Annotated in this window: 8 protein-coding genes; 2 read left to right on the forward strand and 6 right to left on the reverse strand. The window is 64.6% G+C overall.

The annotated features are described in order from the left end of the window. Window positions 1-15 precede the first annotated feature (15 nt). Entirely contained in the window at window positions 16-819 is an 804-nt protein-coding gene (locus LOY51_RS25290) for a hypothetical protein (protein WP_258643554.1), read from the forward strand. A gap of 5 nt (window positions 820-824) precedes the next feature. Here LOY51_RS25290 and LOY51_RS25295 read toward each other — a convergent pair whose 3' ends face one another. Further along, window positions 825-1,727 carry a LysR family transcriptional regulator gene (locus tag LOY51_RS25295; protein ID WP_125860869.1) on the reverse strand — a complete coding sequence of 301 codons (903 nt, stop codon included), beginning with the start codon at window positions 1,725-1,727 and terminating at the stop codon, window positions 825-827. A 111-nt stretch (window positions 1,728-1,838) separates the two neighbouring features. Here LOY51_RS25295 and LOY51_RS25300 point away from each other — a divergent pair, with 111 nt between their 5' ends. Next, window positions 1,839-3,080: an MFS transporter gene (locus tag LOY51_RS25300; protein ID WP_258643556.1), complete on the forward strand. Its 1,242-nt coding sequence runs from the start codon at window positions 1,839-1,841 to the stop codon at window positions 3,078-3,080. Between the two features lie 98 nt (window positions 3,081-3,178). Here the strand turns inward: LOY51_RS25300 and LOY51_RS25305 are convergent, their stop codons facing one another. From LOY51_RS25305 to LOY51_RS25325, 5 genes are all read right to left on the reverse strand, one after another. Next, window positions 3,179-3,526: a YgiW/YdeI family stress tolerance OB fold protein gene (locus LOY51_RS25305; RefSeq protein ID WP_110995354.1), complete on the reverse strand. Its 348-nt coding sequence runs from the start codon at window positions 3,524-3,526 to the stop codon at window positions 3,179-3,181. A gap of 149 nt (window positions 3,527-3,675) precedes the next feature. Next, window positions 3,676-4,740 (reverse strand): uroporphyrinogen decarboxylase, encoded by a 1,065-nt coding sequence (hemE, locus tag LOY51_RS25310; protein WP_110996390.1) that lies wholly within the window; start codon window positions 4,738-4,740, stop codon window positions 3,676-3,678. Between the two features lie 224 nt (window positions 4,741-4,964). Next, window positions 4,965-6,383, reverse strand: coding sequence for a glutamate synthase small subunit GltD family protein (locus LOY51_RS25315; RefSeq protein ID WP_125860873.1), 1,419 nt, complete (start codon window positions 6,381-6,383; stop codon window positions 4,965-4,967). A 123-nt stretch (window positions 6,384-6,506) separates the two neighbouring features. Next, window positions 6,507-10,952 carry a glutamate synthase large subunit gene (gene gltB, locus LOY51_RS25320; RefSeq protein ID WP_125465907.1) on the reverse strand — a complete coding sequence of 1,482 codons (4,446 nt, stop codon included), beginning with the start codon at window positions 10,950-10,952 and terminating at the stop codon, window positions 6,507-6,509. Between the two features lie 376 nt (window positions 10,953-11,328). Then, window positions 11,329-12,933, reverse strand: coding sequence for an AAA family ATPase (locus LOY51_RS25325; protein ID WP_125465908.1), 1,605 nt, complete (start codon window positions 12,931-12,933; stop codon window positions 11,329-11,331). Window positions 12,934-12,937: the final 4 nt, after the last annotated feature.

Raw genomic sequence — 12,937 nt, forward strand, 5'->3', positions numbered from 1 at the left:
CACGGAGTGAAAGGAATGACTCGGATCCACCGCACCCTCGCCTTGCTGGCCATGGCCCTGGTCTTCAGCGGGTGCACCAGCAAGCCGGTGTACAACGCCAAGGAAGACTTCGCCAGCAGCCTGAATTTCAGCGACGACCAGATGAAACGGGCGATCGTCACCGCGCTCAACGACCGCCAGTGGATCGTCCAGTCGGTGCGCCCGGGCATGGTCAAGGCGGCCATCACCGTGCGCGGCCGCCACCACGCCGAGGTCGACATCCCCTACAGCCCCACCGAGTTCCAGATCATCTACCGCAGCAGCTGGGGCCTGGACTACAAGGACGGCAAGATCCACGGCAACTACAACCGCTGGATCAACCGCCTGCGCGACAACGTGCTCAAGGAGCTGTCGTTCAACCCTGACATCGAGGCGGTCAACGCGCTGGGCATCGTCAACCAGGGCGTCGACGGGCCGACCTACCTGAGCTTTCGCGAGGGTGTGAAACGCGCCACCGAAGCCGGGCTGCTCGATGGCAGCGTGAAGTTCTACCTGGCCGGCGAAGCACTGCCGACCTCGGTGCGCACCCTGCGCACGGTAAGCAGCAGCCGCAAGACCAACGGCAGCAACAAGAGCGACAGCGAGGCCTGCTTCTGGGCCCTGCAATCGGCGCTGGCCACCCTGCAGCGTGCCGCCCAGGAGGCTGACGCCAACGCCGTGGTGAACATCGCCAGCGTCGACCAGCGCGACCTGTACAAGGACCCGGAGAAGTTCCAGTGCCGCGCCGGCATGCTGGTCAGCGCGGTGGCCCTGCGCGGCGAGCTGGCCCATATCGACTGACCGGCTCAGGCGGGCGGCGTGATCCGCTGCCCGCCCAGCAGCTCGGCAAAGGCGCGCGCCATCGCCGAGCCTTCGCCGACACGCCGCACCAGCCACACGGCGGTGTCGGCGCCCTCATCCAGCAAGGTCCTGTAGACCACCCCGTCGATGCGCATGCGCTGGAACGACGCTGGCAGCACCGACACCCCCAACCCCGCCGACACCAGGCCGATGATGGTCATCGCCTCGCCCGCTTCCTGGGCGAAGTGCGGGCTGAAGCCGGCCTGGCGCGCCAGGCTCAGCAGTTGGGCGTGCAGGCCGCTACCGTAGCTGCGCGGGAAGAATACGAACGGCTGGTCGGCCAGCGCCTGCATGTACAGGCCCTGCTCGCTGCCTGCGGCCAGCGGGTGCGAGGCATTGATCACCGCCACCAACGGCTCGCGCAGCAATTCGTTGACCTCCAGCCCCGGGGGCAAGGGCATCGGCCGCATCAGGCCGACTTCGATGGACTCATCGAGCACCGCTTCGGCGACATCGCGGCTGCTCATTTCCTTGAGGTTCAGGTGCACTGCCGGGAACTGCTGGCGGAACGCGTGCAACGCCTTTGGCAGCTTCGAGGTGAAGGGCGCCGAGGAGGTGAAGCCGATCTTCAGCTCCCCCAGTTCCCCTAACTGCGCACGCCGGGCCACGTCGGCGGCCTTTTCCACCTGGGCCAGCACCTGGCGGGCTTCGTCGAGGAACAGCCGCCCGGCCTCGCTAAGCTCGACCCGACGGTTGGTGCGTTCGAACAGCCGTGCGCCCAGCTCCTGCTCCAGGGCCTGGATCTGCTGACTCAGCGGAGGTTGCGAGATGCCCAGTTGCTGGGCGGCGCGGCCGAAGTGCAGCTCTTCGGCCACGGCAATGAAATAACGCAGGTGACGCAGCTCCATGATCGGCTCCGAACAGGTCGTTAAACGTCTTAAACAGGTCGAACAATATATTGGATGTAATCATTAGCCAGCTATATGATTTTTCCATCGCAACGCCCCGAGGTACCTTCCGTGAGATCCGCCGTCGCCCCCCTGCCCGTCGAACCCGAACCTGCCTGCAACGACATCTGGATCGAGAAAGGCACGCCCGCCTTCATGAAAACCGTGCTGGCGCTGTTCAGCGGCGGCTTCGCCACCTTTGCCCTGCTGTATTGCGTGCAGCCGATGATGCCGCTGCTGTCCCAGGAGTTCGCCATCAACGCGGCGCAGAGCAGCCTGGTGCTGTCGGTGTCCACCGCCATGCTGGCCGTCGGGCTGCTGGTGACCGGGCCGATTTCCGACCGTTTCGGGCGCAAGCCGGTGATGGTCTGCGCACTGCTCTGCGCGGCCCTGGCGACCCTCGCCAGCGCGGTGATGCCGAGCTGGGAGCTGGTGCTGGCCAGCCGCGCGCTGGTGGGCCTGGCGCTGAGTGGCCTGGCGGCGGTGGCGATGACCTACCTGAGCGAGGAGATCCACCCCCAGCACATCGGCCTGGCCATGGGCCTGTACATCGGCGGCAACGCCATCGGCGGCATGAGCGGGCGGCTGATCACCGGGGTGCTGATCGACTTCGTCAGCTGGCACACGGCGATGCTGGTGATCGGTGGCCTGGCATTGGCGGCGGCGGTGGTGTTCTGGAAGGTGCTGCCCGAGTCGCGCAACTTCCGCCCCCAGGCCATGAACCCGCGCAGCCTGCTGGACGGCTTCGTCATGCATTTCAAGGACGCCGGGCTGCCCTGGCTGTTCCTCGAAGCTTTCCTGCTGATGGGCGCCTTCGTCACCCTGTTCAACTACATCGGCTACCGCCTGCTGGCCGGCCCTTATCACATGAACCAGGCGCTGGTCGGCTTGCTCTCGGTGGTCTACCTGTCGGGGATCTACAGCTCGGCGCAGGTCGGCGCACTGGCCGACAAACTGGGCCGGCGCAACGTGTTCTGGGCCAGCATCCTGGTGATGGCCGGCGGCCTGCTGCTGACCCTGGCCAGCCCGTTGGCGCTGATCATCGTCGGCATGCTGGTGTTCACTTTCGGTTTCTTCGGCGCGCATTCGGTGGCCAGCAGCTGGATTGGCCGGCGGGCGCTGAAGGCCAAGGGGCAGGCGTCGTCGCTGTACCTGTTCTGCTATTACGCAGGGTCGAGCGTGGCGGGGACGGCGGGCGGGGTGTTCTGGCACCAGTGGGGCTGGAATGGGATCGGGCTGTTCATCGGCAGCCTGCTGGCGGTGGCGTTGCTGGTGGCGGTGCATTTGAGCAAGTTGGCGCCGAAATCAGTGTGAAGCCTTCGCGGGTAAACCCGCTCCCACAGGTGCGGCGCCGACCTCGGGTGAGGCGCGATCCCTGTGGGAGCGGGTTTACCCGCGAAAAGGCCAACAGATCAGTTGATGATCTCGACGATATCCACATCCACTTCACGGCTCATCAGGTGCTTCTCCACCTCACCGGTCAGCTTGACCTTGGTCTTGTCGTTGAACGGCGTCGGCGGCAGGTCTTCGTCGTCGATCTCGACGGTGATGGTGCCGGTGTTGTCCTTGAACTCGTAGCGGTCGTCGTTGTTGATCTTCTTGGTCACGAAGCCTTGCAGCACAACCGGGGTGTCGTCGGCGGCTTCTTTGGCTGCGGCGACGGTGGTCACGGCCTGGGCGCCGGGGCCGGTGTAGCTGGTGGCCAGGGCAGCGGTGCTGAACAGCGGGGCGAGGATCAGGGGCAGGTAACGGGCTTTCATGATGATCGGGTCCTGTTTGCGTTTTGATGGCACCAGATTACCGACGATCGCTGAATTGAAACTTAATGCAAAAAATCGCGGGGCAAGCCCGCTCCCACAGGCTCAGTGAACACTGTGGGAGCGGGCTTGCCCCGCGATGATGTGATGCCTTACTGGTGGTACTGCGCCGACAGCTCGTGCACGGCGTTGATGAACACGCCAGCATGCTCCGGGTCCACTTCCGGGGTGATGCCGTGGCCCAGGTTGAACACGTGGCCAGTGCCCTTGCCATAGCTGGCGAGGATGCGCGCCACTTCGTTGCGGATGGCTTCGGGCTTGGCGTACAGCACGGTCGGGTCCATGTTGCCCTGCAGGGCCACCTTGTCACCGACGCGGCGGCGGGCGTCGCCGATCTCGCAGGTCCAGTCCAGGCCCAGTGCGTCGGCACCGGCCTCGGCGATGCTTTCCAGCCACAGGCCGCCGTTCTTGGTGAAGAGAATCACCGGCACCTTGCGCCCTTCGTGCTCACGGATCAGGCCGCTGACGATCTTGCGCATATAGGCCAGGGAGAACTCCTGGTAGGCCGCCGCCGACAGGTTGCCGCCCCAGGTGTCGAAGATCTGCACGGCCTGGGCACCGGCGAGGATCTGGCCGTTGAGGTAGCTGGTGACCGACTGGGCCAGCTTGTCCAGCAGCAGGTGCAGGGCTTGCGGGTTGTCATAGGCCATGGCCTTGGTCTTGCGGAAGTCTTTCGACGAGCCGCCTTCGACCATGTAGGTGGCCAGAGTCCAGGGGCTGCCGGAGAAGCCGATCAGCGGCACACGGCCATTGAGTTCGCGGCGGATGGTGCTGACCGCGTCCATCACGTAGCCCAGGTCTTTCTGCGGGTCGGGGATTGGCAGCGCCTCGATATCGGCCGGGGTGCTGATGACCTTCTTGAAACGCGGGCCTTCGCCGGTTTCGAAGTACAGGCCCAGGCCCATGGCATCGGGGATGGTGAGGATGTCCGAGAACAGGATCGCCGCGTCCAGCGGGTAGCGGTCCAGCGGCTGCAGAGTGACCTCGCAGGCGAACTGCGGGTTCATGCACAGGCTCATGAAGTCGCCGGCCTTGGCGCGGCTGGCGCGGTACTCCGGCAGGTAGCGGCCGGCCTGGCGCATCATCCACACCGGGGTGACGTCTACGGGTTGCTTGAGCAGTGCACGCAGGAAACGATCGTTCTTCAGGGCAGTCATGTCGGCATCCGGAAAAAAAGTGCGGGCATTTTCTCAGACGCGGGCGCAAAAGGCACGGGCATGGCCATGCGTTTTGTCTATTGGGTGCCATGGATCAAGCATTTTTGTATACAAAAAGCATCGCGGGGCAAGTCGGATCGCCGCACCGCCGCTCCCACAGGTCGTACGCATGACCTGTGGGAGCGGCGGTGCGGCGATCCGACTTGCCCCGCGAATGGGCCGGATCAGACTTCGAGGTAGTCCAGGATCCCTTCAGCAGCCGTGCGGCCTTCGAAGATCGCCGTCACCACCAGGTCCGAACCGCGCACCATGTCGCCACCGGCGAACACTTTCGGGTTGCTGGTCTGGTGCTTGAACTTGCCTTTCTCCGGGGCCACCACGCGGCCTTGGCTATCCATCTGGATGCCATGCTGCTCGAACCACGGCGCCGGGCTCGGGCGGAAGCCGAAGGCGATCACCACGGCGTCGGCCGGGAGGATCTCCTCGGAGCCGGGGATCGGCTCGGGGCTGCGGCGGCCACGGGCGTCCGGCTCGCCGAGACGGGTCTCGACCACCTTCACACCTTCGACCTTGTCTTCGCCGACGATGGCGATGGGCTGACGGTTGTAGAGGAACTTCACGCCTTCTTCCTTGGCGTTCTTCACCTCTTTGCGCGAGCCGGGCATGTTGGCTTCGTCACGGCGATAAGCGCAGGTCACTGCCTTGGCGCCCTGGCGGATCGAGGTGCGGTTGCAGTCCATCGCGGTGTCGCCACCACCCAGCACCACGACCTTCTTGCCCTGCATGTCGACGAAATCTTCCGGCGACTTTTCAAAGCCCAGGTTGCGGTTGACGTTGGCGATCAGGAAGTCCAGGGCGTCATGCACGCCTGGCAGGTCTTCGCCGGGGAAGCCGCCCTTCATGTAGGTGTAGGTGCCCATGCCCATGAATACGGCGTCGTACTCGGCGAGCAGTTGCTCCATGGTGACGTCCTTGCCCACCTCGGTGTTCAGGCGGAACTCGATGCCCATGCCGGTGAAGACTTCGCGGCGATTGCTCAGCACGGTCTTTTCCAGCTTGAACTCGGGGATGCCGAAGGTCAGCAGGCCACCGATCTCGGGGTTCTTGTCGAACACCACCGGGGTCACGCCAGCGCGCACCAGCACGTCGGCACAGCCCAGGCCAGCGGGGCCGGCGCCGATGATGGCGACGCGCTTGCCGGTGGGTTTGACCTTGGACATGTCCGGGCGCCAGCCCATGGCGAAGGCGGTGTCGGTGATGTACTTCTCCACCGAGCCGATGGTCACCGCGCCGAAGCCGTCGTTGAGGGTGCAGGCACCTTCGCACAGACGGTCCTGCGGGCACACGCGACCGCACACTTCCGGCAGGGTGTTGGTCTGGTGAGACAGTTCAGCGGCGGCGAGGATGTTGCCTTCGGCGACCAGCTTCAACCAGTTGGGGATGAAGTTGTGGACCGGGCACTTCCACTCGCAATACGGGTTGCCGCAGCCCAGGCAGCGGTGTGCCTGTTCCACGGACTGCGCAGGCTTGAAGGGTTCGTAGATTTCGACGAACTCCTTCTTGCGCTGGCGCAGCAGTTTCTTCTTCGGGTCCTTGCGGCCCACTTCGATGAACTGGAAGTCGTTGTTCAGACGTTCAGCCATTTTTCAAAACCTCTTAACAGCAGCTGCAAGCTACAAGCTGCAAGCCGCAAGACGATCACTTAAGCCGGGCAAACCTCTAGCTGCCTTTACTTGCAACTTGAGGCTTGCCACTTGCAGCTGCTTTTACTGCGGGTTGGCGCGGGTGCTGGACAGCAGTTGCTTGAGCGTGGCCGCCTTCGGCTTGACCAGCCAGAAGCGTCGCACGTAGTCGTCCAGGTTCTCCGAGAGCTCACGCCCCCACTCGCTGCCGGTCTCTTCCACGTACTCGCCCAGGACCCGCGCCAGGTGGCTGCGGTAGGCCTCCATCGCCTCACCACTGATGCGCTGGATTTCCACCAGCTCGTGGTTGAGTTTGTCGACGAAGGTGTTGTCCATGTCGAGCACGTAGGCGAAGCCGCCGGTCATGCCAGAGCCGAAGTTGTAACCGGTCTTGCCCAGAACGCAGACAAAGCCGCCGGTCATGTATTCACAGCAGTGATCGCCGGTGCCCTCGACCACAGCGTGGGCGCCGGAGTTACGCACAGCGAAGCGCTCGCCCGCGGTGCCGGCGGCGAACAGCTTGCCGCCCGTGGCGCCGTACAGGCAGGTGTTGCCGACAATGGCGCTGTGCTGGGTTTCGAACGGGCTGCCGGCCGGTGGCACGATGGTCACCTTGCCGCCGGTCATGCCCTTGCCGACGTAATCGTTGGCGTCGCCTTCCAGGTGCAGGTTAAGGCCACCGGCGTTCCACACGCCGAAGCTCTGGCCCGCGGTGCCCTTGAAGCGGAAGGTGATCGGCGCGCCAGCCATGCCCTGGTTGCCGTGCAGCTTGGCGATTTCGCCGGAGATGCGCGCACCGATGGAGCGGTCGCAGTTGCAGATGTCGAGGCTGAACTCGCCACCGGCCAGGTCGCGAATCGCCGGCAAGGCCATGGCCACCATCTTCTCGGCCAGCTCGCCCTGGTCGAACGGCGGGTTCTTGTCGACTTCGCAGAACTGCGGCTTGTCGGCCGGGATGTGCGAGCTGCCCAGCAGCGGCGTCAGGTCGAGGTGGCCCTGGCGCTCGGTGTCGCCCGGCAGCACGTCGAGCAGGTCGGTACGGCCGATCAGCTCGCCGAGGCTGCGCACGCCCAGCTTGGCCAGCCATTCACGGGTCTCTTCGGCGACGAAGGTGAAGAAGTTGATCACCATGTCGACGGTGCCGATGTAGTGGTCCTTGCGCAGCTTGTCGTTCTGCGTGGCCACGCCGGTGGCGCAGTTGTTCAGGTGGCAGATGCGCAGGTACTTGCAGCCCAGGGCGATCATCGGCGCGGTGCCGAAGCCAAAGCTCTCGGCGCCGAGGATCGCGGCCTTGATCACGTCCAGGCCGGTTTTCAGGCCGCCGTCGGTCTGTACCCGCACCTTGCCGCGCAGGTCGTTGCCGCGCAGGGTCTGGTGGGTTTCGGCCAGGCCCAGCTCCCATGGGGCGCCGGCGTACTTGATCGAGGTCAGCGGCGAAGCGCCGGTACCACCGTCATAGCCTGAGATGGTGATCAGGTCGGCATAGGCCTTGGCCACGCCGGCGGCGATGGTGCCCACACCGGCTTCGGCAACCAGCTTGACCGAGACCAGGGCCTGCGGGTTGACCTGCTTGAGGTCGTAGATCAGCTGGGCCAGGTCTTCGATCGAGTAGATATCGTGGTGCGGTGGCGGCGAGATCAAGGTCACGCCCGGTACCGCATAGCGCAGCTTGGCGATCAGGCCGTTGACCTTGCCGCCAGGCAGCTGGCCGCCCTCGCCAGGCTTGGCGCCCTGGGCCACCTTGATCTGCAGCACTTCGGCGTTGACCAGGTATTCCGGGGTCACGCCAAAGCGGCCGGTGGCCACCTGCTTGATCTTCGAGCTCTTGATGGTGCCGTAGCGGGCCGGGTCTTCGCCGCCCTCACCGGAGTTGGAGCGCGCACCCAGGCGGTTCATGGCCTCGGCCAGGGCTTCGTGAGCCTCTGGCGACAGCGCGCCCAGGGAGATGCCGGCGGAGTCGAAGCGCTTGAGGATGGCCTCCAGCGGCTCGACTTCATCCAGTGCCAGGGCCTGGTCGGCCACCTTCACTTTCAGCAGGTCGCGGATCATCGACACCGGGCGCTGGTCGACCAGCGTGGTGTATTCCTTGAACTTGGCATAGTCGCCCTGCTGCACGGCGGCTTGCAGGGTGTTGACCACGTCCGGGTTGTAGGCGTGGTACTCGCCACCGTGGACGAACTTCAGCAGGCCACCTTGCTGGATCGGCTTGCGCGCGCTCCAGGCTTCGGCGGCGAGCAGCTTCTGGTCGCTCTCCAGGTCTTCGAAACGCGCACCCTTGATGCGGCTCGACACACCCTTGAAGCTCAGGCCGACCACTTCCTCGGACAGGCCGATGGCTTCGAACAGCTGTGCGCCACGGTACGAGGTGATGGTCGAGATACCCATCTTCGACAGGATCTTCAGCAGGCCCTTGGAGATGCCTTTGCGGTAGTACTTGAACACTTCGTCCAGATCGCCCAGCACTTCGCCGGTGCGGATCAGGTCGGCCAGCACTTCGTAGGCCAGGTACGGGTACACGGCCGAGGCACCGAAGCCCAGCAGCACGGCGAAGTGGTGCGGGTCGCGGGCGGTGGCGGTCTCGACCAGGATGTTGCTGTCGCAACGCAGGCCCTGTTCGGTCAGGCGGTGGTGCACCGCACCGACGGCCAGCGAGGCGTGCACCGGCAGCTTGCCCGGGGCGATGTAGCGGTCGCTGAGCACCAGCTGGGTCTTGCCGCTGCGCACCGCTTCCTCGGCCTGGTCGGCGATGTTGCGGATGGCCGCTTCCAGGCCGACGCTCTCTGCATAGTTGAGGTCGATCAGCTGGCGATCGAAGCCTTCGCGCTCCAGGTTCATCAGCGAGCGCCACTTGGCGGGCGAGATGACTGGCGAACTGAGGATCACCCGCGAGGCGTGCTCGGGGGACTCCTGGAAGATGTTGCGCTCGGCACCCAGGCAGATTTCCAGGGACATGACGATCGCTTCGCGCAGCGGGTCGATCGGCGGGTTGGTGACCTGGGCGAACTGCTGGCGGAAGAAGTCGTACGGCGAACGCACGCGCTGGGACAGCACGGCCATCGGCGTGTCGTCGCCCATCGAGCCGACCGCTTCCTGGCCCTGCTCGCCGAGCGGGCGCAGCACCTGGTCACGCTCCTCGAAGGTGACCTGGAACATCTTCATGTATTGCTTGAGCTGGTCAGCGTCGTAGCTGGCCGCGCCCTGGTCGTCGGTCAGCGTCGCCTGGATGCGCGTGGCGTGCTGACGCAGCCAGCGCTTGTACGGGTGGCGCGACTTCAGGCGGTTGTCGATGGCGTCGGTGTCGAGGATCTGGCCGGTTTCGGTGTCGACGGCCAGGATCTGGCCCGGGCCGACACGGCCCTTGGCCAGGACTTCCTCAGGCTGGTAGCCCCATACGCCGATTTCCGAGGCGATGGTGATGTAGCCATTGGTGGTGGTCACCCAGCGCGCCGGGCGCAAGCCGTTGCGGTCGAGCAGGCACACCGCGTGGCGGCCTTCGGTCATGACGATACCGGCCGGGCCATCCCACGGCTCCATGTGCATGGAGTTGTATTCGTAGAAGGCGCGCAGGTCGGCGTCCATGGTCTCGACGTTCTGCCAGGCTGGCGGTACCAGCATGCGCACGCCGCGGAACAGGTCGATGCCGCCAGTGACCATCAGCTCGAGCATGTTGTCCATGCTCGAAGAGTCGGAACCGACGCGGTTGACCAGCGGGCCGAGCTCTTCGAGGTCGGGGATCAGGTCGTTGGCGAACTTGGTGCGACGGGCCATGGCCCAGTTGCGGTTGCCGGTGATGGTGTTGATCTCGCCGTTGTGGGCGAGGAAGCGGAAGGGCTGCGCCAGCGGCCACTTCGGCAGGGTGTTGGTGGAGAAGCGCTGGTGGAACACGCAGATCGCGGTTTGCAGGCGCTCGTCACCCAGGTCTGGATAAAACGCCGCGAGATCGCGCGGCATCATCAGGCCTTTGTAGATGATGGTCTTGTGCGAAAAGCTGCAGATGTAGTGGTCGGCGTCGTGGGCGTTGGCCACGGACGAACGGCGACGGGCACTGAACAGCTTGATGGCGAATTCCTGATCGCTCAGGCCTTCACCGCCGATGAACACCTGTTCGATCTGCGGCAGGCGCTCCAGGGCCAGGCGGCCGAGCACGCTGGTGTCGATCGGCACTTTGCGCCAGCCGACCAGGGTGAGGCCGGCATTGACGATTTCGCGGTCCATGTTGGCGCGCGCGGCTTGGGCTTTGACCGGGTCCTGGTTGAAGAACACCATGCCGACGGCGTACTGCTTGGGCAGCTCGGTGGCGAAGTGTTCCTGGGCCTTGGCGCGCAGGAATCGATCGGGCTTCTGCATGAGCAGACCGCAACCGTCACCGGTCTTGCCGTCGGCGTTGATGCCACCGCGGTGGGTCATGCAGGTCAATGCCTGCATGGCGGTTTGCAGAAGGTGGTGGCTGGGTTCGCCCGTCATATGGGCGATCAGGCCAAAACCACAGTTGTCCTTGAATTCTTCGGGATGGTACAGACCTGTTTTCATAGACACTTTCTCACCAGGTTCACCTCTCAACCGGAGGCAAATCTCTTTTTTAACAACCACTTACCATCCACGCCGATCAAACGCCAGCTTTTTTGCGGTGGTCATGGAAAACCATTGTTGCACAGCGACAGCGATGCTCACAAATTTTCATGTCCCACCATTGAAAATTTATGTCGCAATTTTGAATGTTTTTGCGCCATGCGCCGTGATAGCGGCTTGGCTCGAGTCTGAAGCGTTTCAGCCATGACTGCAACACGGGGCTTGTGGCCGGCAGTCTGGGACAGAAAAGCCTGCCGCACTTGAAGTGCAGCAGGCTAGTCGAAAGCTAGAAGTCGCTCAGCAACTGGGCGGCGGGGGTGATGCCGCCCGGAAGGTGTCAGCGGGCCGTGGCCAGCTCTTGTTGGACGCTGCCGACGGTACGTGGCCAAGGTTTACCAGCCTGGACCTTGGCTGGCAAGTTCTTGATTGCCGCAGCGGCGGCGTCACGGCTGGCGAAGTTGCCGTAGGTGACCACGTACAGGGGTTTGCCCTGCAGGTTTTTCTTGAAGTAGCGATAGTCGCCACCCTGCTCTTTGACGAACGACTGGGCCGACGCCTCGGAGCTGGTGCCGAAGATCTGCACCACATAGTTGCCGGCTTTCTGGCCGGCATACCAGCTGCTGCCGCCGGCGCCACCGGCTGCCGGTTTCTCGACGGGCTTGGCTGCTGGCTTGGCGCTGGCGACCTGGGTTGGCGCCGGCACGGGCTTGGCAGGTGCAACCGGTTTTGGCGCCTGGGTTGCGACAGGTTTCTGCGCAGGCGCAACCGGCTGGACCGGTTGCGCAGGTGCCGGTGCCGGCCCGGCAGTAGCGCCTTGCGGCGGGGCAATGGTGGTGACAGTCGGCGGCACCGCTGCGGACGGCGCGGCAGGCTGCAGCGCGGTGTTGCCGGCAGGCCCGGCTTCTTCGCCGTCACCCATGCCGGCGGCCTGGGCCAATGGCTCGCGCATGACCGGCTGCGACTGACCGACCAGCGGCAGCGGCATTGGCTGCGAGGAGCCGGCGAATTCGATGGCCGGCGCGCCATTGCCGCCTTGCCCCAGCGGCAACTGAGCCTGGGCACTCGGCGCCTCGGTCGGGGCCTTGTCGCTCTTCTTCGGCATCAGGACCGCCGCACCAACGGCGACCACGACCACAGCGGACAGCGCAAGCACGTGTTTCTTAGGCATTTTGAACCCCATGGTTGGTCGCTTCACCGTGGTACGGCTGGCGATCATGGCTTCGATCAAGGTATCGCGGGCAACCTGGTTGATGGTCCCAGGCCACCCATCGGCATTTTCGTGGATGTCGGCGATCTGCTCGCGGGTGAACACGTCGATACCCCGCCCAGCACCGTCCAGGCGCTGCTCCAGGTATTCGCGGGTTTCTTCCTCGCTGTAGGGTGCCAGCTCGATGATGTGGAAACGCTCCTCATCGATACTGAGTTCATCCAGCCCGGCAATCAGCGACGGTTCGCCGAACAGGAATACATGCGGACGCCCTTCGGCAACACCTGCCGCCAACTCCAGCAAGGCTTGGAGTGCCGACTCGTCGAGTTGTTCCGCATCGTCCACCAGCAGATAGACTTCCTGGCCGGTCAGCGCCAGTTGCACCACCTGCGACAGGATCGCCTGCACTTCAGGCTGCGCCACGTTGAGCGACTGGGCCACCTGGCCGAGCACGCTGGCGGCGTCGGAGGCACCGCGGGCGGACACCACCACGCTTTGCACCGACTGTTTGTTGGTGCTGGCCACCAGCGCCTGACGCAGCAGGGTCTTGCCGCTGCCTACGGGGCCCGTGACCACCAGCATCAACTGGCTGTAGCGCGCCAGGTGGTGCAGTTGGCCCAGCACCGGTTTGCGCTGGGCGGGGAAGAACTTGAAACCGGGCACACGGGGTGCGAACGGATCGTGGCTCAACTGGTAATGATCGAGGAACGCCTCATCGGCATGCAGACTGGTCATTGCG

It is taken from the genome of Pseudomonas sichuanensis, assembly GCF_024749065.1.
GTDB lineage: Bacteria > Pseudomonadota > Gammaproteobacteria > Pseudomonadales > Pseudomonadaceae > Aquipseudomonas > Aquipseudomonas sichuanensis.

What these genes read in the sequence shown, in the direction of transcription:
- LOY51_RS25315 (WP_125860873.1), bottom strand. Translation starts at nt 6,383, where the DNA reads ATGGCTGAACGTCTGAACAACGACTTCCAGTTCATCGAAGTGGGCCGC.
- LOY51_RS25305 (WP_110995354.1), bottom strand. Translation starts at nt 3,526, where the DNA reads ATGAAAGCCCGTTACCTGCCCCTGATCCTCGCCCCGCTGTTCAGCACC.
- hemE (WP_110996390.1), bottom strand. Translation starts at nt 4,740, where the DNA reads ATGACTGCCCTGAAGAACGATCGTTTCCTGCGTGCACTGCTCAAGCAA.
- LOY51_RS25290 (WP_258643554.1), top strand. Translation starts at nt 16, where the DNA reads ATGACTCGGATCCACCGCACCCTCGCCTTGCTGGCCATGGCCCTGGTC.
- LOY51_RS25325 (WP_125465908.1), bottom strand. Translation starts at nt 12,933, where the DNA reads ATGACCAGTCTGCATGCCGATGAGGCGTTCCTCGATCATTACCAGTTG.
- LOY51_RS25295 (WP_125860869.1), bottom strand. Translation starts at nt 1,727, where the DNA reads ATGGAGCTGCGTCACCTGCGTTATTTCATTGCCGTGGCCGAAGAGCTG.
- gltB (WP_125465907.1), bottom strand. Translation starts at nt 10,952, where the DNA reads ATGAAAACAGGTCTGTACCATCCCGAAGAATTCAAGGACAACTGTGGT.